Below are 19,843 nucleotides of genomic sequence, written 5' to 3'. Positions count from 1 at the left end.
GACCTGGCCGGCACCGAGGTACTGGATGGCCCGCATCGCGTCAGCTCGCGATCGAGATGCCGCCGTTCACGCTGATCACCTGGCCGGTGATCCGGCGCGCGAGCGGGGAGGCGAGGAAGAGGATCGCGTTCGACAGGTCCTCGGGTTCGGTCAGGCCGAGATGGGCCTGCGCGGCGATTCGGTCGAAGATCTTCTTGCTGAACTCGGTGGCCAGAGCGCGCTCGTGGGAGCCGGTGTCCACGATCATCGACGGTGTCAGGACGTTGACCCTGACGCCATACCGCTTCGCTTCGAGTGCGAGCGTTTGCGAAAAGGTGACGATCGCCGCCATGGCAGCGCCGATTCCCGTCTCCCCGGGTGTGGGTACGCGCTGCGCGTCGGAGGCGATGTTCACGATGGCGCCGCTCTGTTCGGGACGCATGACATCGATCGCCGCCCGGCAGACCAGCATGGTTCCCAGCGCCTGCTGGGAGAGAACCGCGTGGAGATCCTCGATCGGCATGCTGTGGAGCGGAACCGGCATGTAGGGGGCGACCGTGGAGTTCACCACGATGTCGAGCCCGCCCATCTGCTCGGTGGCAGACGCGACGAGCCCGGTGGCACCGTCGACCGTGTTCACGTCCGCGGCGACGAACGTGCTCGTCGCGGTCGCCTCGGCGGCGACGGCCTTCGCGGCGGCTTCACCTCGTTCCGGATTGCGCCCGCCGACAACCACGTGGGCGGCTCCGGCCCGGGCGAAGGCCCGGGAAGTCGCGAGTCCGACTCCCGAGGTGCCGCCCGCGATCAGAACCCGTGCTCCCCGGAGCTGGAAATCGGGTTGCTGATCGGGAGTACGCGGGGCTGATCCGCCGGTCTCCGATGCTGGCCTTGTCATTTCTGATGATCCGTCCGTTTCCGTTGTGGTGCTGTCAAATCCAGAGAATCGGCTCAAGCGCGGCGCGGAAACCGCGTGAAGTCTGGTTCGCGCTTCGCCTTGAACGCCTCCCGGCCCTCCTGGGCTTCTGGTTGACCGTAGAAGAGCAGGTTCGCGTCGTGGGCGAGGGCCTGGATTCCGGCGTAGCCATCCTCGTGCGCGTGGAAGCTCAATTTGGACAGTCTCACCGCCCAGGGCGAGAGCGCGAGGATCTCCCGCGCCCACGTGATCGTCTCCGCCTCGAGTTCCGCCAGCGGTACGACAGTGTTCACGAGGCCCATCTCGAGCGCCGTCCGGGCGTCGTACCGACGGCACAGCATCCAGACCTCCTTGGCCTTCTTCGGGCCGACGAGGTCGGAGAGGATGCTGGCGCCGTAGCCGCCGTCGAACGAACCGACCTTGGGGCCGACCTGTCCGAACACGGCGTTGTCGGCCGCGATGGTCAGGTCGCAGACGAGGTGCAGTACGTGACCGCCACCGATCGCCCAGCCGGCCACCATCGCGATGATCGGTTTCGGGCAGCGGCGCATCGCGACGTGGAGGTCGGTGACGTGGAACCTTCCGGTCGCTGACGCATCGGTTTGGTAGCCGCTGTCGCCGCGCACACGCTGGTCACCACCTGAGCAAAACGCCTTCTCTCCCGCGCCGGTCAGGACGATCACCCCGATCGACTCGTCCTCGCGAGCTGTGGTCAGCGCCGACGAGACCTCGACCAGTGTCTGCGGACGGAAGGCGTTGTGGACCTCCGGCCGATTGATCGTGATCTTCGCGATGCCGTCCTCGGTGGTCTCGTACCGGATGTCGTCCCACTCACCCTGGGATTCCCACACGGTGTCGTCAGTATTTCCAGTCACCGGCTCATCTTGCTCCAGATCTGCCCGATCAGGCTCGGCTGTCTGCCGGCCGCCGGCCCGCGGCCGGCAGACAGGTGAACACGGGCTAGCCCTGAACCGCCGTCACGGTAGGTGCGGCGACGACCGAGCGGTCCCATCGGCGCAGCGCGACAAAGGTCGCGGACACGCCCAGCGCGCACAGCACCACGCCGTAGCCGGCGAGGGGCAGCCAGCCACCCCAGTTCGCACCGATGAGGCTGGCGGCCACCAACGGGGCGAAACCACCGAAGACGCCCCCGAGCTGCTGACCCAGTGACACCGCGCTGGCACGGATGTGCGTCGGGAACAGCTCGCAGAAGAAGGCGGGGACCACTCCGTTGACCACGGCGTGTCCCAGCCCGAGCACGAGCACACTGACCCCGAAGATCACCAGCGTGTTGGAGGTCTCGAGACCCAGGAAGAACACGAACAGCAGGATGCCTTCGGCAATGGTTCCGTAGATGATCGGCTTCTTGCGGCCGATGCGGTCGGAAAGCCCGCCCCAGAGCGGAGTCGCCGTGAAGAGGAACACAGCGGCGAGCGTGACGACGCCGAGCATGGTCGTCTGTGGCACGCCGTGTGCGGTCGTGGCATACGACAACGAGAAAACCGTCACGATGTAGAAGATCGTGTTCGGCGCGGCGGAGATCAGTGCGACCGCGATGACGTCCTTGCTGTGCCCACGCAGCGCTTCCACCACCGGCACCCGTGGTTTCGCGCCCGCGTCGTCAGTCTTGCGGAAGACCTCGGGTTCGGGGACTCCGAGCCGCACGACCAGAGCCACCGCGACCACCACGATGCTGAACAGGAACGGGATACGCCAGCCCCAACTGGCGAAGGATTCGGCGGGCATCAGCGAAAGGAGCCCGAACACACCGGTGGACAGCACGAGCCCCGCGAACGGTCCCGAGTAGGCGAAGGCGCCGAAGAATCCGCGTCGCCCTGGCGGCGCGTGTTCGACGGCGAACACCGAGGCCACGCCGAGTTCGCCGCCAAGCCCGAAACCCTGAACGAGCCGCAGCGCGAGGAGGAGCATCGGCGCCGCGGCACCGATCGCGGAGTACGTCGGGAGCACGCCGATCAGGACCGTCGACACCCCCATCACCAGCAGCGTCGCGACCAGGCTTCGCTTGCGGCCGATGCGGTCGGCCACGTGGCCGAAGACGATGCCGCCCAACGGCCGCACGACATAGCCCACCGCGAACGTCGCGAACGCGGCCACGGTGCCGAGTGCCGGCGAAAGACCGGTGAAGAACAGTTTGTTGAGCACGAGCGCGGCGGCCGTGCCGTAGACGAAGAAGTCGTAGTATTCGAGCATGCCGCCGACGAAACTCGCGATGGCGGCGCGCACGGGGGTTGTCGCGGAATGCGACGTCGGGGTGGATGCCATGGTGTCTCCTCATTGAGCACGAACCGGCCGGCGATCATGATCGGCACGGCTGGTGAAGGCAGCTGTGGTTGGGGCGATGTCGAGAACTACGGTTGCCAGATCTCGTGTGTGAATGGACTCCTGTCTTGTGTGGTGAGGGGACCGCACGCTGTCCGGCCTCAGCGGCCCGACCAGTGCGGATCTCTGCGTTGGCGGAAAGCGGTGACTCCCTCGACGATGTCGTCGGTGGTGAGGGCGAGCGCGAGCTGCGCCTGGAGGACGCTCAGCGCGTCGGGGAGACTCATGTCGCGGGTCGTCGCGATCGCGTCCTTGCCGAGTCTCGTCAGCAGGGGTGACTTGGTGGCGAGTCTGTGGGCCCAGGATCGGACGGTGTCGTCGAACTCGCCGGAGGGCACAACGGCGTTGACGATCTGCAGTGCGAGGGCCTCGTCGGCACCGATGAGGTCCCCGAGAAGCATGAGCTCGTTGGCCTTGGCGCGGGGAACGCTGCGATAGATGAGCGCCGAGATCATGAAGGGGAAGACGCCGACGTTGATCTCCGGACAGCCGAAGCGGATTCCCTTCCGCGCGAGGATGAGGTCGCAGGCGAGTGCGAGGCCGAAGGCACCGGCGAGCACGTCGCCGGACGCGGCACAGATCGTCGGCTTGCCGAGCTGTTGCAGGGCGAGGAACAACCGGGGGAAGCGGTCGAGGCCCGCGTACTTCGTGATGGCCGGCTCGGCGTCGGAGAGGGCCTTGAGATCGCCGCCCGCGGAGAAGACCTTGTCGTGTGTGGTGCCGAGGACGACGACTCGGACGGCGGAATCGGACTTCGCCCGGTCAAGGGCTTCGAGCAGCTCGTCGAGCAGCTTGTTGCTCAGTGCGTTCCGGGTTTCGGGGGAGTCGAGATGGAGGTAGGCGACACCGTGGTCGTCAACCTGGTACTGGACGGGCATTGTGCGGTCCTCTTGACTCAGCAGGGGAGGCTGCGGCCCCGGTCACGCGGTGACCACGCGACGGGGCCGGCGACGATCGAGTGGCTGGAGAGCTTGCGGCCCAGGGTGGCCTGTGCGTCGAGGGCGGCCTCGATGACCCGGCCGAGGTCGAGGCCGGTGTCGACCCCCATCTCGTGGAACATGCTCGCCAGGTCCTCGGTCGCGATGTTCCCGGTCGAGCCCTTGGGCACCGGACAGCCGCCCAGCTCGCCGAAGCTCGACTCGAAGCTGTGACAGCCGGCCTCGAAGGCGGCGTACGCGTTGGCTAGGCCCTGTCCACGGGTGTTGTGGAAGTGCGCGGTGACCTCGATGCCCGGCAGGCGTTCGATGGCCGCGGCGAAGAACCTGCTCGCGTACGCCGGGTTACACATGCCGGTGGTGTCCCCGAAGCCGATCTCCATGGCACCCGCCTCGGCGAACTGCTCGGCGAGATCGAGGACTCGCTCCGGCGGAACCCTGCCCTCGTAGGGACAGCCGAAGGAGGTGGCGACGACCGCGCAGAAACGCAGCCCTTCGTCGACGACGCGTTTGCCCATCCTCCGCACCTCCCCCATCGTCTCCTCGACGGTGCGGTTGATGTTCTTCCTGTTGTGGGTCTGACTCGCGCTCACGAACAGGGTCGCCTCGTCGAAGTACTCCCGCTGGCGCAGGGCGTTGTCCAGCCCTCGGCTGTTCGGGATCAGCACCTGGCGTGCCACGTCGTCGGGCAGATCGATGCCGCGGAGCACCTCGACTCCATCCGCGAGCTGGGGGAGTACGTCGGGGCGCACGAAGCTCGCGACCTCGATGCGTTTGAGACCGGCCCGGCCGAGCGCGTTGATCAATCGGATCTTGTCAGAGGTCGGGATGGTCTCGGGCTCGTTCTGGAACCCGTCCCTCGGCCCGACCTCACGGATGTGGACGCGCCGGGTCTCGCCTTCGATGGTGTTGTCGTACTGGGGCATGTTCTGCTCCTCTGTCGTTTCGCCGGGGGAGCTCAGCGCTCGCGGTGCAGCTGCAGGCGGATCTGATCCACTGCCGAGGGGTTCTCCGCACCCGACAGGTCGCCGGGATCGCTGTCGAGGACGGCCGCACGGATCGCGCGGCGAAGGATTTTGGCGGAGCGGGTCTTCGGCAGCTGCTCGACGCGGACGACGCGGCTCGGCGCGAACGGTTTCCCGACCTCTTCCGCGACGGAGGTGCGCACGCGCCGTGCGATGTCGTCGTCGGAGCTCGCGGCCGCTGCGCGGGCGACGTAGAAGACCCAGATGGCCTCGCCCTTCTGCGGGTTGGGCACGCCGACGACCGCGGACTCCGCGACATCGGGATCGGCGGCGACGACCGACTCGATCTCGGCGGGCGCGACGCGCTTGCCCGCAACGTTCATGACGTCGTCCGACCGCCCGAGGATGTACCAGCCGTCTTCGTCGGCCCTGGCGAAGTCGCCGTGGCGCCAGATCCCGGGGAACGTCGACCAGTAGGCCTCGTGGTAGCGGTCCGGGTCCTGCCACACACCGCGAGTCATCGACGGCCACGGCTGGCGGCACACGAGCTCGCCGATGGCGCCCCGCAGGCTCGTGCCGTGGTCGTCGACCACGTCGACGTCCATCCCCAGTGCCGGGCCGCCCAGGGAGCAGCTCCTGATGGGCTCGACCGGATAGGGACACAGGAAGGACCCGCCGACCTCGGTGCCTCCGGAGAAGTTGATAATCGGAACCCGCTCGCGCAGCACGCCGCGGGCGAGCCACTCGTAGGACTCCGGATCCCACGGCTCGCCCGTCGATCCGATGACGCGCAGGGTCGAGAGGTCCTGGTTCGGCCTCGCCGTGGACGCCGCCCGCAGTGTGCGAGTGAGGGTCGGGCTCAGGCCGAGTGTCGAGATGCGGTGCTTCTCGACCAGGTTCCACAGTCTGGCCGTGTCCGGAATGTCGGGCGAGCCTTCGTAGAGGAGAAGAGTGCCTCCGTTGGAGTGCGTTCCGAAAATCGACAGCGGGCCCATGATCCAGCCCATGTCGGTGATCCAGGCGAGGGTTCGGCCGCGGGTGACCTCGAAGCCGTAGGCGAGCTCGGACGCGGTTTTGAGCACGAAGCCGGCATGGGTGTGCACCGCGCCTTTCGGCTTTCCGGTGGTGCCCGAGGTGTAGGCGAGCAGGAGTACGTCCGATGCCGCGGTCGGCTCGACCACCGGGTCGGGGTCGTTCTCGAGAAGACGGGCCCAGCTGACCTCGCCCTCGGTCAGGTCGAGCGGCTCGTCCAGGTTGTGCACGACCACGGTCGTACGGACCGTCGGGCACTGCTCCCGGGCCGCCCGCAGCTGCTGGAGCATCGGGACCGGCCGTCGGCGCCGGCGGGTGCCGTCGGCGGTCACGACCGCGACGGCGCCCGCGTCGCGGAGGCGTGCCGCGATCGCCGAGGGCGAGAAGCCGGAGAAGAGTGGGACGAGGATCGCTCCGATGCCGGCCACCGCATAGGTCGCGACGACGGCCTCGGCGATCATGGGCAGGTAGACCGCCACGGCGTCGCCCTTGCCGACGCCGAGCTCGCGCAGCGCGGCTCGCAGCCTCGAGGCGGCCTCGTCGAGCTCGGCGAAGGTGAGGGTGGTGACCTCTCCGTCCTCATTCTCGTGTACGACAGCGAGCGCGCTCGGGTCTTCCGCCGCCCAACGCGACAGGCAGGCCTCGGCGGCGTTCACGCCGCCGCCGACGAACCACTCGGGCCACTCGACGCCGCCCGAGAGGTCGAGGACCTGCGTGTACGGCGTGTGGAAGGGGATCGCCAGGTCGTCGACCACGGTCTGCCAGAACTTCCCGATGTCCTCGACCGACACCGCGCGGAGGTCGTCGGCCGTCTTCACGTCGAGTCGCTGCATCAGCCGGGCGACGTTGGAGTGCTCCAGGTAGTCAGCCGTCGGCTGCCATTCGTACGTCACGGTTGATCGCCCGCCTCTCGTGTCGGCGTTCCCTCCCGAAGGAAGCGCCTCAGTATGGTCAGACCGAACTCGCAATGGCAATGGCCAGTTGGTTTCGATGCGCGCTTGTAGTTTGGTCTGAGCATATTGCTCAGTCAACCAAACCGGCCTAGTCTGAGGTCGCTCTTCGCGGTGGTGACCGATGCCCCGGCAGGCGGCACGCCGGGACGCTCGAGACCCGCAACGCCCAGCTCAACAGCAGATCGACGGCAAGGATGCTCGATGCCTTACGAATTCAGTGCCGAGGGCCGGCGGGTCCTCGAGTCCGCCCAGCGCTTCATGGACCAGCACATCTATCCGAGTGAAGGTCGCTACTACGAAGAGCTCGAGGAGGTCGGGCCGTTCGGTCATCCGCCCGTCGTCGACGAGTTGAAGGCGAAGGCCGCCGCCGAAGGGCTGTGGAACCTCTTCCTGCCCGAGCTCGAGCCCGGCCAGCCGGGCACGCGTCTGTCGAACGTCGACTACGCGCCGATCTCGGAGCAGCTCGGCAAAGTGTGGTTCGCCTCCGAGGTGTTCAACTGCCAGCCACCGGACTCGGGCAACATCGAGATCCTCAACCAGTACGCCACCCCGGCGGTCAAGGGCCGCTGGCTCGGGCCGCTGCTCAGCGGTGAGATCCGCAGTGCCTACTCGATGTCCGAGCCCGACGCCGCGTCGTCGGACGCGACCAACATCGATCTTCGAATCACCCGGGACGGGGACCACTACGTTCTCGACGGTCGGAAGTGGTTCAGCTCGGGTGCCAAGGCCCAGCGGTGCAAGCTCCTGGTGGTGATGGGGCGGAGCAACCCGGACGCTCCGCGGCACCGGCAGCATTCCATGCTCGCCGTGCCCTTGGACACGCCCGGGATCGAGTTCGGCGCGCTGCCGACGGTCTTCGGATACCAGGAGCGCGGCGGTCATCCCGAGGTGATCTTCCGCGAGGTCCGGGTGCCGGTCGACAACCTGCTCGGCGAGGAGGGCGGAGGTTTCGCCATCGCCCAGGCCCGGCTCGGCCCGGGCAGGATCCACCACTGCATGCGTGCGATCGGGGTGGCGGAGCGTGCGCTGGAGCTCATGATCACCCGCTCCCTGCGGCGCCGCACGTTCGGCTCCACGCTCGCTCACAAGGGGACGATCCAGCAGTGGATCGCCGAGTCCCGGATCAACATCGACATGGCGCGCCAGTACGTCCTGCATGCCGCGCATCTCATGGACACGGTCGGGAACAAGGAGGCGGCGACCGAGATTGGCGGGATCAAGGTGGCGATTCCGGAGATCTGCTTCGAGGTCGTCGACCGCGCCGTCCAGGTGCACGGAGCTGCCGGCGTCACGCAGTTCACTCCGCTGGCCTACATGTACGCCAAGATGCGGACCCTTCGCCTCGCCGACGGACCTGACGAGGTCCACAAGATGTCCATCGCCCGCCGCGAGATCCGCAAGCACGACCCGAACTTTCGCCTCAGCGGTCCGAGCAGGGGATAGCACCGTCGCGGCTTGCGCGGAAGGGAAATCGATGGTTGAAGCAAGAACTCCCAGCGGGCGCAAGCTGTTCGCGCTGATCGTGCGCCGCCCGGGCTTGTCCCAGGCGGCGTTCTCGGCTCATTGGCGCACGGTGCACGGCCCGCTCGCGCTCCGCATTCCGGGCCTGCGCCATTACGTGCAGAACCACGTGCAGCCCTGGCCCTTCTCGCCCGTGGAGCCGCCGGTGCTGGATGGGATCAGTGAAGCCTGGCTCGACGATGCGGGCCCCGAAGACGGCACCGGTGGACTGCACGCCGACCCGGCCTACCTCGAGGGAGCCCGGCGCGACGAGCCCACCTTCATGGACGTCACTCGCCACGACTACCTGCGCGTGGAGGAGACCGCGGTCCTGACTCGGTCGGAGGGCCGGGTGAAGACCGTCCTGCTGGCGAGGAGGCGGGCCCGTACCGCGTCGCGGCAGTTCCAGGAAGCCTGGTTCGGTTCGCCGACAGAGCTGAAGCGCGTTCCGGGATTGTGCCGGTACGTCCAGAACACCGTCACCGGCTGGCCGGTCGGCACGGCACGCCCGGCGTACGACGCCGTCGACGAACTGTGGTGGGAGGACCTCCCCGCTCTGCGTGCCGCGTACGCGGATGCGGCGACCTGGGCACTGCTGTGTCGCGGAGACGTTGCCGTCGCGGCTGCCCTCCACGTGAAGCCGGTGGTCCTGCGATGAGACACGCGTCAGCGGTCGCCGAAGGGCTGCGGAACCTCTTGTCTCGCCCCCTAGCGGTATATATGCTCATACCATTCGACCATTAGAAAGGTAGTAGCGAACATGGACTACGAGGACATCTCCTACGAAGTCGACGGCCCGGCCGCTGTCCTCACGATCAACCGGCCGGACAGGATGAACGCCTTCCGCGCCAAGACGACGGAGGAGCTCATCCACGCCTTCAAGCGGGCTTGGGCGGACAAGTCGGTGCGTGGGATCGTCCTGACCGGCGCAGGCGACCGCGCCTTCTGCGTGGGTGGCGATGTGAAGCAGCGGGCGGAGACCGGCGACTACGGCCCGACGTCCAACGGTCTGTTCGAAGGCACGTACCTGCAGCGACTGATCCGCGATGTCCCGGTGCCGGTGATCGCCGCGGTGAACGGCATCGCGATCGGCGGTGGGCACGTCCTGCACGTCATCTGCGACCTGTCGATCGCGGCCGAGCACGCCACCTTCGCCCAGAGCGGCCCGCGCGTGGGCTCGTTCGACGGTGGCTTCGGCGCGTCGTATCTCGCCCGGGTCGTCGGCGAGAAGCGCGCCCGCGAGATCTGGTTCCTGCTGGACAAGTACACCGCCCAGGACGCGCTGAACTGGGGTCTGGTGAACAAGGTCGTGCCCAAGGAGGAGCTCATCCCCGCCGCCAAGGAGTGGGTGAACACGATGGCCGACTACAGCCCGACCGCACTCCGCTTCCTCAAGAAGGCCTTCAACGCCGACACCGAGCACCAGGCCGGCATCGCACTGCTGTCGGAGGTGGGGCTCGACACGTTCGCGAACTCCGACGAGGCGATGGAAGGGGCCCGCGCCTTCTCCGAGAAGCGCAAGCCCGACTTCGCGCAGTACCTGTGACGGGAGGGTCATGGTGAGCCCGGAGGTCACATCCACGGCGGTGAGCGCATCCGCAGGCGGGGACGGCGTCTTCGTCATCCGGATGGAGAACCCTCCCGTCAACGCGCTCGCGCCTCAGCTGCTCGACGGCCTGGACGAGGCGCTCGACGTCGCGGAGAAGGACGGTGCCCGCGTCATCGTGATCGCGTCCGGTGTGGACGGTTTCTTCGCGGCCGGTGCGGACATCAAGACGATGGTCGACGTGGACCGCGACGGCTTCATGGCGTACGGACGGAGGCTTCGCTCGACCGTCGAGCGCGTCGCGGCACTCGACCGGCCGACGATCGCGGCGATCGAGGGAAGCGCGCTCGGCGGCGGCTTGGAACTCGCGCTGGCGTGCGATCTTCGCGTTGCCGCTCGGGGTGGCAAGCTGGGGCTTCCCGAAGCCAAGATCGGTCTGATCCCGAGTGCGGGCGCCACCCAGCGTCTCCCGAAGTACGTCGGGCGCGGGCGCGCTCTCGAGCTGATGCTGACCGCCCGGCTCCTCGACGCGGACGAAGCCCTCGAGCTGGGACTGGTCGACCGCGTCGCGGAGACGGGCCAGGCCGAGGCACAGGCCGTCAGCCTCGCGACGCGTATGGCAGGGCTGTCGATTCCCGCGCTGACGGACGTGATCCAGCTGGTCGACGCCAGCTTCGAGGTCCCGCTCGCCGAGGGCCTGGCGGGCGAGGTGTCGCGTGTCGAGGCGCTCTTCGACGGGCCGGACGCACGCGAGGGCATGCGGGCGTTCCTCGAGAAGCGGCCGCCGCGGTTTCAGTGAACGGATGGACGATGAACGACACAATGGCAACGGCGCCACCACAGGGCGCGTCCGGACACGATGAGTCGCCTCCCGGGCTCGACCTTCGTGCGCTGCGGTCCTATCTCGACAGAACCGTCCCGGGGCTTGTGTCGGGCGAGCTCACCGCGATGCTGCTCGCCGGAGGGCACTCCAACCTGACGTTCGAGCTGGGGGCTGGCGCCGGGCGGTGGGTCCTGCGGCGGCCGCCGCTGGGGGAGCGGCCGTCCGCCTCCCACGACATGGGCCGCGAGTACCGCGTCATGGGCGCACTGGCGGCCAGTGATGTTCCCGTGCCGGAGGTGCTGCACTACTGCGAGGATCCGTCGGTCATCGGCGCCGCGTTCCACCTGTCGGCCTTCGTCGAGGGCACGGTCTTCCGCACCACGGCGCAGACCGCGCTGCTGGGGGCCGAACGCGCTCACGACGTGTCGTTTGAGCTGGTGGACGTGCTCGCCGCTCTGCACGGCGTCGATCCCGAGGCTGTCGGACTCGGTCACTTCGGTCGTCCGGCCGGATTCCTCCAGCGGCAGGTCGCCCGCTGGACCGGTCAGGCCGAGGACGTGCTCGCCGGCTTCGCCGGTGTCGAGACGCTGGTGGAGCGTCTGCGCACCGGGATGCCGGAGAGTCAGGGCTCCGCGATCGTGCACGGCGACTACCGTCTCGACAACGTGCTGGTGTCCGGGGACGGGCGCATCGTCGCCGTCCTCGACTGGGAGATGGCCACCCTCGGCGACCCGCTCACCGACCTCGGGCTCCTCCAGTGCTACTGGGAGGGAGTCGACAACCCCGGCGGTGACGGGATGCGGAAGGGCATCGACCCGGCCCTCGGCTTCCCGGAGTTCGGCGAGCTGAGCGAACGCTATGCGACGCGCACCGGCACCGAACCCGCTGGGCTCTCGTGGTACGCCGCCTTCGGCTATCTCAAGCTCGCGGTCCTCCGCGGTCGCATCCACCGGCGTTTCCTGGAAGGCAACACGCCCGAGGGCTTTGAGACGGTCGGGGATCTCATCGCGCCGCTTCTCGATCAATCACGACGGACGTTGGAGCGACGATGACCGAAAATTGCGAAGCGAGTCGTCGTCGCGACCGCGTGCGGGTGTCCCGCAAGACACAGGAGCGCCCATGAACCAGACACAGTTCGACGGACGCACGGCCATCGTCACCGGCGGGACTCGGGGGATCGGGTTCGAGATCGCGCGAGAGCTTCACGGCCGCGGTGCCAACGTCGCCATCACGGCGCGCAAGACCGAGTCGCTCGCGGAGGCCGAACGGGAGCTCGGAAGTGACCGTCTGCTGCTGGTCCAGGCCGACGTGCGAGACGCCGAGGCGGCGGACGCGGTGACGTCGAAGGTCCGCGAGCGCTTCGGAACGCTGGACTTCCTGGTCAACAACGTCGGTGCGAGCCCGTTCTACGGCCCGCTGGTCGATGCCTCCGCGCCGGTGGTGCTCAAGACCTTCGAGATCAACGTGGTCGGCTGCCTGTCGATGATCCAGAGCGCCTGCCGCAACGGGCTGGCCGAGGCCGGCGGCGCCGTGGTCAACGTGACGTCCGTGGCCGCAAGGCACACCGCCGAGAACCTCGGTGTCTACGCCATGTCCAAGGCGGCGATCGGGCACATGACCATGCAGCTCGCTTTCGAGCTCGCACCACGTGTGCGCGTCAACGCGGTCGCTCCGGCGATCATCAAGACCCGGTTCTCGGAGGCGAGAACCAGTGGACACGAGGACGAGTTGCTCACGCGCTACCCGATGCGCCGTTTCGGGACCCCGGAGGATGTCGCACCCGCGGTCTGCTTCCTGCTCTCGGACCACGCGGCATGGATCACCGGCGAAACCCTGTCTGTCGATGGGGGAGCGACGAAGGTCGACCTGGGCTAGCGCCCCGCGAAATCAACAAGGAGTGAAGACAGTGGGTACCGACAAGCGAGTTGCGATCGTCACCGGTGGCGGTCAGGGCATCGGCCGCGGGATCTCCGAGGCGCTGGCCGAGGACGGCTTCCACGTCGCCATCGTCGACCGTGACGAGGCGACGGCGAGCGAAGTGGCCAAGGCCCTCCAGGACCGCGGACTGGCCGCGTCGCCGCATCGGGTCGACGTGACCGGCAGCGCCCGTGTCGCGGCCGTCGTGGACGAGATCACAACGACCGTCGGACCGATCCACGTCCTGGTCAACAACGCGGGCTTCGATGAGCACCTGCTCTTCGTGGACACCGAGGAGACTTTCTGGGACCGGATCATCGACGTCAACTTCAAGGCCGCGCTCCGGTTCGTCCGGCAGGTGCTGCCGGGAATGCTCGAGCGCAAGGCCGGTCGCATCATCAACATCGGCTCCGACGCGGGCCGGGTGGGGTCCTCGATGGAGGCCGTCTACTCCGGTGCGAAGGGCGGCATCATCGCGTTCACCAAGACCATCGCGCGCGAGTCCGCGCGTGCCGGCGTCACCGCGAACACGGTCTGCCCCGGGCCCACGCGGACCCCGGCGATGGAGAGCGTCCTGGAGAAGCAAGAGAAGGCCGAGGCGACGATGCAGGCCATGGTCCGCGCGGTCCCGATGCGCCGTCTGGGCGAGCCGGCCGACATCGCCGCCGCCGTCCGGTTCTTCGCCAGCGACGGGGCCGGGTTCATCACCGGACAGACGCTGTCGGTCAGTGGTGGCCTGACCATGGCCTGACGCCTCGTCAGCCGAGTCAGTCGGAGAAACGGACATGATCATGGAGAAGACGCGGGCGCTTCCGTTGACGACGTCGTACTGGCCTGCCGACAGGTCCTACCAGATCGAGAACGACCTCACGGTGGGCAAGCTGCTCGAGCGCGCGGCCGCACAGGCGCCGGACCGCGTCGCGCTGGTCGATGGCCTGCGCGACCCCGCGGCGCGGCGCCGGTGGACGTACGCCGAGCTGCTCGAGGAGGCCCGATCGGTGGCGCGCACCCTGCTCGATCGGTTCGAGCCGGGGGAGCGGATCCTCATCCTCGCGCCGAACTCGGCGCGGTGGGTGGTTCTGCAGCTGGGCGCGGGCCTCGCGGGGCTCGTCCTCGCCACCGCCAACCCGGCGTACCAGGAACGCGAGATCGAGTACGTCCTCCGCAAGTCCGCGGCGGCGGGGGTCTTCCTGGCTGACGAGTACCGGGGTCACGACCTCCTCGCCACGGTCACGCGGCTGGCCAAGGACATTCCGTCGGTGCGGACGATCCTGCGCTTCAGCGAGTGGGAGGACTTCCTCGCGGCCGGTCGCCCGGACGTCGAGCTACCCGTGGTCGACGCCGCGTCCCCGGCGCAGATCCAGTACACGGGCGGGACGACCGGGTTCCCCAAGGGAGTGCTCCTCCACCACCGTGGCATCTGCAACACGCCGAACCTCGTCCTCACCCAGTGCGGGATGGAACTCGGTGACGTGTGGCTCAATGCGATGCCGCTCTTCCACGTCGGCGGCTGCGTGACGGCCTGCCTCGGCATCGTCGCGCGCCAGGGCACCCACGTCGTCGCACCCGAGTTCGAACCCGGTCTCGTGCTGGAGCTCATGGAGAGCGAGCGGGTGAACATGGGTCTCTTCGTGCCGACGATGCTGATCAGGCTGCTCGACCACCCCCGCTTCGCCGAGCGGGACATGTCGAGCGTGCACACGCTCGTGTCCGGCGCCGCGCCGGTTCCGGCCGAGCTCATCCGCCGGACGAAGGCGGCGTTCGGCTGCAGCTTCACCAACATCTACGGGCAGACGGAGGTTTCCGGTGTCGTCACCACGACGCGTGTCGACGACACCCCCGAGGACCAGTCCGAGACCATCGGACGGCCCGTGAAGCAGGTCGAGATCAAGATCGCGGACCCCGTCGACGGGAGCATCGTCCCGCTCGGCGTCGAGGGCGAGATCTGCGGCCGCGGCCACCAGATGATGATCGGTTACCTCGACGACCCGGAGACGACCCGTCTCACGCTCGACGAGGAGGGCTGGCTGCACACCGGCGATCTCGGGTCGATGGACGAACGCGGGTACCTCCGGATCACCGGCCGGCTGAAGGACATGATCATCCGCGGCGGGGAGAACATCTCCCCGCGTGAGGTCGAGGACGTGCTCTTCGAGCACCCCGACGTGGCGGAAGCCGTCGTGCTCGGGATTCCTGACGACGAGCTGGGCGAGGTTGTCGCAGCGGTCGTCCGAACCGTTCCCTCGTCCACGGTCACGCCCTCGGATCTGCAGCAGTACTGCCGGAACAAGATCGCCCGCTTCAAGGCCCCGTCGGTCTGGTTCTTCGTCGACGCGTACCCGACCACAGCGGCCGGGAAGATCCAGAAGTTCGCGCTGCGCGACTCCATCATGGGCGGCTCGCTCGCACCGACGGCTCCGAAGGCGTGACTCCTGTTCCTCCCGGCGGCCCGCCACAACTCATCAGACTCGAAGGGGGTTCCAGGTGAACTTCGAACTCACCGAGGACCAGCAACTGATCCGCACGGCAGCGGCCGACCTGGCAGCCAAGTTCGATGACCAGTACTGGCTGGAGAAGGACGCCAACCACGAGTTCCCGACCGAGTTCTACCAGGCGTTCGCGGACGGCGGCTGGCTCGGCATCACCACCCCCGAGGAGTACGGCGGCAGTGGTTTCGGCATCACCGAGGCATCGATACTCCTCGAGGAGGTGGCCGCCTCGGGCGCGGGCATGAACGGCGCGAGCTCCATGCACATGTCCATCTTCGGCATGCACCCGGTGATCATGCACGGCTCGGACGAGCTGAAGCAGGAGAACCTTCCCCGGCTGGTGAAGGGAGACCTGCACGTCTGCTTCGGTGTGACCGAACCGGGCGCCGGGCTGGACACCACGAAGATCACCACGTTCGCCAGGCGGGACGGCACCGACTACGTCGTCAACGGCCGCAAGGTGTGGATCTCCAAGGCGATGGAGTCGGACAAGATCCTCCTGCTCACGCGTACCTCCAAGGCGGAGGACGTCAGCAGGAAGACCGACGGCCTGACGCTCTTCTTCACCGACCTCGACCGCGCGCACGTCGACATCCGTCCGATCAGGAAGATGGGCCGCAACGCGGTCACGTCCAACGAGCTGTTCATCGACGATCTTCGCATCCCCGAGGAGCACCGGGTCGGCGAGGAGGGACGGGGGTTCAAGTACATCCTCGACGGCCTCAACCCGGAGCGCTGTCTGGTCGCCGCCGAGGCACTGGGCATCGGCCGCGCGGCACTGAGCCGCGCCGTCCGATACGGCAACGAGCGCGAGGTGTTCGGCCGGCGGATCGGCATGAACCAGGGCATCCAGTTCCCGCTCGCCGATGCGCTCGCCCGGCTCGACGCCGCGGAACTCGTGCTGCGGAAGGCGACCTGGCTCTACGACAGCGGTCAGCCCTGCGGTCGTGAGGCGAACACCGCCAAGTACCTCTGCGCCGACGCCGGCTTCGCGGCCGCCGACCGCGCGTTGCAGACCCACGGCGGCATGGGGTACTCGGAGGAGTACCACGTCTCCCGCTACTTCCGCGAGGCCCGCCTCACCCGCATCGCGCCGATCAGCCAGGAGATGGTCCTGAACTTCCTCGGCGAGCACGTTCTCGGACTTCCCAGGAGCTACTGATGTCTCTCTTCTCCCTCGCCGGCCGCACCGCCCTCGTCACGGGCGCGGGCAACGGCATCGGCGCCGCTGTCGCGAAGGCCTACGCGGCTTCCGGAGCGGCAGTGCTGGTCGCAGATCTCGACAAGGACGCCGCGCAGGCGGTCGCCGACGAGATCACGGCGGCGGGCGGCACGGCGCGCTCGGCCGCGGTCGACGTCCGCGACGCCGGGGCCGCTGCCGCTGCCGCGGAAAACGCTGCCGCGCTGGGTGACGGCACCGTCCACATCGTCGTCAACAACGCGGGCGCGATCTCCCCCGCGATGTTCGACAAGATGACCGCCGAACAGTTCAACGACGTGCTGAACGTGCACGTGGGCGGCACCTTCACCGTGACGCACGCTGTGCTGCCGTACCTGCCTCAGGACGGCACGGGCCGGGTCATCAACGTGACGTCCGCGGCCGGCCTGGTCGGGACGATCGGCCAGGCCAACTACGGCGCGGCGAAGGCCGGGGTCGTCGGGCTCACCAAGTCACTGGCCAGGGAGCTGGCGAAGAGGAACATCACGGTCAACGCGGTCGCACCGCTGGCCGCCACGAACATGACCGCCAACATCCGCGGTAACGAGAAGCTCGCGGAGCTGACCCTCGCGCGCATCCCCCTCGGCCGGTGGGCGGAGCCCGAGGAGGTCTCGGCGACGTTCGTGTTCTTCGCCTCGGACGCCGCCTCGTACATCACCGGGCAGATCCTGCCGGTCGATGGAGGGACGGTGATCTGATGGCGTTCGCAGGAACCGGCCGCGACGCGTGGATCGTCGAGGCGCTCCGCACCCCGATGGGCCGCGGCCACCGCGAGAAGGGGTGGTACCGCGAGGTGCACCCGAACACCATGCTCGCGACGGTCTACCAGGCGCTGTTGGCCGGGACCGGTCTCGCCCACACCGACGTCGAGGACGTGCTCATCGGCAACACGGCCCCGTTCGGTGAGCAGTCGCGCAACGTGGGGCGCAACGCCTGGCTGACCGCCGGCTACTCGCCGATGGTCCCGGCCGCGCAGCTCGACCGGCGCTGCGGCTCGGCCCAGAGCGCCGTCGCGATGGCGGCGGCCTGCGTCTCGTCAGGCACGCACGATGTCGTGATCGCGGGCGGAGTCGAGCACATGGGCCACATCCCGATGGCGGCGGTCGGCGAGATCGAGAAGCTCTACGGCCCGGCATGGCCGGCCGAGTTGCTCGAGGTGTGGGACTTCCCGTCGATGGGGGAGGCCGCGGAGCGGATCGCCGAGCAGTGGGGACTGACCCGCGAGGCGATGGACGAGTTCGCCGTGCGATCGCACCGGCTCGCGGCCGACGCCGTGTCCGCAGGTCGCTTCGAACGGGAGATCATCCCCTTCGAGCTCGACGGGGCCGTGCGAACCAGCGACCAGGGCATCAGGGCCGACTCGTCGGTGGAGTCCCTCGCCCGCCTCAAGCCGGTCTTCCGCCCCGAAGACGGCCCGCACCCGGGCAGGATCACCGCGGGCAGCGCGTCCCCGATGACCGACGGGGCCGCGGGGCTGGTCCTGGCTTCGGACTCGGCCGTGGACCGCTTCGGTCTGCCCAGGCGCGCGCGGATCCTGGACCAGACCACCGTCGGTGTCGACCCGGCGATCATGCTGACCGGACCGATTCCCGCGACCCGGAAGTTGCTCGAGCGCAACGGGATGACGATCGACGACATCGACCTCATCGAGGTCAACGAAGCGTTCTCGTCCGTCGTGCTCGCCTGGGAGCAGGAGCTCAAGGCCGATCTCGACAAGGTGAACGTCAACGGTGGCGCGATCGCGCTCGGCCACCCGGTCGGCGCGACCGGCGCGCGGCTCTTCGCCACCCTCCTGGCGGAGATGGAGCGCCGCGACGTGGAGACCGGTCTCGTCACGATGTGCTGCGGCGGCGGCCTCGGCACCGCCACGCTGGTGCAGCGGGTATGACGATGTCCCTCGCCGGCCAGATCGACTTCACCAGGCTGCTGCGGCCCGGCGGCGGCCTGTGGTGGAGTCAGGCGGGTGCCGAGCCCGAGCCGCTGGTCGACACACTCCTCGATCAGGTCGACTCGATCGGCCCGATCCGCGCCTTCAGCGGACTGACCTGGAACGAGCGGCTCGCCGGTGACCTCCCGGACGGCCTCACCGTCCTGTCCTACGGCGGGCTCGGACAGCTGCGCGGGCTGTCGAAGCACGGGTTGCTCGAGGTGGTGCCCTGTCACTACTCGTCGATCCCGCGCATGTTCGAGCGCGGCCAGCTGCCGACCGACCTGGGGCTCGTCCAGGTCTCACCGCCGGGGCCCGACGGCAAGGTCGGGCTGGGCATCGGCGTCGACTACGCCGCCGACGCGATCCCTCACACGACCAGGCTCGTCGCCGAGATCAACCACCGCATGCCGCCGACCGTGGGGGGCGTTCGCCTTCCTCTGAGCCGGTTCTCCGCCGTCATCGAGACCTGCCGGCCGTTGCGGGAGTCGATCGCCCGGCCGCCCGACGACGCGGACCGGCGCATCGCGTCGTACGTCGCCTCGCTCGTCGAGGACGGCGACACGCTCCAGATCGGCGTCGGGACCCTGCCCAACGCCGTCCTGGAATCGCTGTCGGGGCACCGCGACCTCGGCATGCACACGGGCTTGATCACCGACGGCGTGCTGACCCTGATCGAGAAGGGCGTCCTCACCGGCGCACGTAAGGAGATCGACCCGGGTCTCGTCGTCACGGGGGCGGCACTCGGATCGGCGTCGCTCTACGACCGGATCCCAGAGATGCCCGCCGAGTTCCGGCCGGCCAGCTACACGCACGCGCCCGCCGTGCTCTCGCGGTTGAGGTCGCTCGTGTCGATCAACTCCGCGATCGAGGTCGACCTGCTGGGCCAGGTCGGCGCGGAGCTGTCGCGGGGCGTGCACATCGGCGCCGTCGGCGGACAGGTGGATTTCAGCAGGGCCGCGTCCCTGACCGGCGCGCGTTCGATCATCGCGTTGAGGTCGGAGGTGAAGGGGCAGTCCACGATCGTGCCAGCGCTCCACGGTGGGGTCGTCTCCACGGCGCGAGTCGACGTCGATGCCGTCGTCACCGAGCACGGCATCGCGCTGCTCACCGGGTGCACGGTCGCCGAACGCGCCCGGAGGCTGATCGCCGTCGCGGCCCCGGCGCACCGCGAGTCGCTCGAACGCGGGTTGAGCTCCCTGGACACACACGAGTGAGCGTATTTGGTTGGACCCTTGCAGAGAATTACCAACAGATTTATGATCAGACCATAATTCGTTCGCGTGTCGGACGGATTTGAGGAAG

General features: G+C 68.4%; 18 protein-coding genes. 12 read left to right on the top strand and 6 right to left on the bottom strand.

Annotation, left to right across the window (positions count from 1 at the left end):
* Positions 1 to 40 precede the first annotated feature (40 nt).
* The 6 genes from BA062_RS36125 to BA062_RS36100 all read right to left on the bottom strand — a co-directional run bounded on the left by BA062_RS36125 (position 41) and on the right by BA062_RS36100 (position 7,057).
* A complete protein-coding gene (locus BA062_RS36125) occupies positions 41 to 931 on the bottom strand; it encodes an SDR family NAD(P)-dependent oxidoreductase (RefSeq protein WP_210407104.1) in 891 nt (296 codons plus the stop codon).
* Entirely contained in the window at positions 928 to 1,767 is an 840-nt protein-coding gene (gene menB / locus BA062_RS36120; protein ID WP_168214191.1) for a 1,4-dihydroxy-2-naphthoyl-CoA synthase, read from the bottom strand. The genes BA062_RS36125 and menB overlap by 4 nt, the downstream gene beginning before the upstream one ends.
* Positions 1,768 to 1,852: 85 nt before the next feature.
* Positions 1,853 to 3,175 (bottom strand): MFS transporter, encoded by a 1,323-nt coding sequence (locus tag BA062_RS36115; RefSeq protein WP_110343639.1) that lies wholly within the window; start codon positions 3,173 to 3,175, stop codon positions 1,853 to 1,855.
* 158 nt (positions 3,176 to 3,333) lie between these two features.
* Positions 3,334 to 4,110: an enoyl-CoA hydratase/isomerase family protein gene (locus BA062_RS36110; protein WP_110343638.1), complete on the bottom strand. Its 777-nt coding sequence runs from the start codon at positions 4,108 to 4,110 to the stop codon at positions 3,334 to 3,336.
* 17 nt (positions 4,111 to 4,127) lie between these two features.
* Entirely contained in the window at positions 4,128 to 5,093 is a 966-nt protein-coding gene (locus BA062_RS36105; RefSeq protein WP_110343637.1) for a hydroxymethylglutaryl-CoA lyase, read from the bottom strand.
* A 32-nt stretch (positions 5,094 to 5,125) separates the two neighbouring features.
* Entirely contained in the window at positions 5,126 to 7,057 is a 1,932-nt protein-coding gene (locus BA062_RS36100) for an AMP-binding protein (protein WP_245960188.1), read from the bottom strand.
* Between the two features lie 261 nt (positions 7,058 to 7,318).
* On the opposite strand from BA062_RS36100, the gene BA062_RS36095 reads away from it, so the two are divergent.
* The 12 genes from BA062_RS36095 to BA062_RS36040 all read left to right on the top strand — a co-directional run bounded on the left by BA062_RS36095 (position 7,319) and on the right by BA062_RS36040 (position 19,755).
* Positions 7,319 to 8,560: an acyl-CoA dehydrogenase family protein gene (locus BA062_RS36095; RefSeq protein ID WP_110343636.1), complete on the top strand. Its 1,242-nt coding sequence runs from the start codon at positions 7,319 to 7,321 to the stop codon at positions 8,558 to 8,560.
* Between the two features lie 31 nt (positions 8,561 to 8,591).
* Complete coding sequence (locus BA062_RS36090) at positions 8,592 to 9,275, top strand: EthD domain-containing protein (protein ID WP_110343635.1); 684 nt, start codon at positions 8,592 to 8,594, stop codon at positions 9,273 to 9,275.
* 102 nt (positions 9,276 to 9,377) lie between these two features.
* Entirely contained in the window at positions 9,378 to 10,163 is a 786-nt protein-coding gene (locus BA062_RS36085) for an enoyl-CoA hydratase-related protein (RefSeq protein WP_110343634.1), read from the top strand.
* A 40-nt stretch (positions 10,164 to 10,203) separates the two neighbouring features.
* The gene (locus BA062_RS36080; RefSeq protein WP_245960187.1) at positions 10,204 to 10,962 is read left to right on the top strand and encodes an enoyl-CoA hydratase/isomerase family protein; all 759 of its coding nucleotides are present in this window, start codon (positions 10,204 to 10,206) and stop codon (positions 10,960 to 10,962) included.
* A gap of 11 nt (positions 10,963 to 10,973) precedes the next feature.
* Complete coding sequence (locus tag BA062_RS36075; RefSeq protein ID WP_110343632.1) at positions 10,974 to 12,038, top strand: phosphotransferase family protein; 1,065 nt, start codon at positions 10,974 to 10,976, stop codon at positions 12,036 to 12,038.
* 67 nt (positions 12,039 to 12,105) lie between these two features.
* A complete protein-coding gene (locus BA062_RS36070; RefSeq protein WP_110343631.1) occupies positions 12,106 to 12,861 on the top strand; it encodes an SDR family oxidoreductase in 756 nt (251 codons plus the stop codon).
* Positions 12,862 to 12,892: 31 nt separating this feature from the next.
* A complete protein-coding gene (locus BA062_RS36065) occupies positions 12,893 to 13,654 on the top strand; it encodes an SDR family NAD(P)-dependent oxidoreductase (RefSeq protein ID WP_245960186.1) in 762 nt (253 codons plus the stop codon).
* A gap of 40 nt (positions 13,655 to 13,694) precedes the next feature.
* Positions 13,695 to 15,332, top strand: a complete 1,638-nt coding sequence (locus BA062_RS36060; protein ID WP_110343657.1) for an AMP-binding protein — start codon at positions 13,695 to 13,697, stop codon at positions 15,330 to 15,332.
* Between the two features lie 55 nt (positions 15,333 to 15,387).
* Positions 15,388 to 16,554, top strand: a complete 1,167-nt coding sequence (locus BA062_RS36055) for an acyl-CoA dehydrogenase family protein (RefSeq protein ID WP_110343629.1) — start codon at positions 15,388 to 15,390, stop codon at positions 16,552 to 16,554.
* A complete protein-coding gene (locus BA062_RS36050; protein ID WP_110343628.1) occupies positions 16,554 to 17,309 on the top strand; it encodes an SDR family oxidoreductase in 756 nt (251 codons plus the stop codon). The genes BA062_RS36055 and BA062_RS36050 overlap by 1 nt, the downstream gene beginning before the upstream one ends.
* Entirely contained in the window at positions 17,309 to 18,499 is a 1,191-nt protein-coding gene (locus BA062_RS36045) for a thiolase family protein (RefSeq protein ID WP_110343627.1), read from the top strand. The genes BA062_RS36050 and BA062_RS36045 overlap by 1 nt, the downstream gene beginning before the upstream one ends.
* A complete protein-coding gene (locus tag BA062_RS36040; RefSeq protein ID WP_245960185.1) occupies positions 18,496 to 19,755 on the top strand; it encodes an acetyl-CoA hydrolase/transferase family protein in 1,260 nt (419 codons plus the stop codon). Before BA062_RS36045 ends, BA062_RS36040 begins: the two co-directional genes overlap by 4 nt.
* The last annotated feature ends 88 nt before the right edge of the window (positions 19,756 to 19,843 follow it).

The sequence above is a fragment of the Prauserella flavalba genome (assembly GCF_003202235.1).
Lineage (GTDB): Bacteria > Actinomycetota > Actinomycetes > Mycobacteriales > Pseudonocardiaceae > Prauserella_A > Prauserella_A flavalba.
This window is presented reverse-complemented; position numbering and strand designations above follow the sequence as displayed.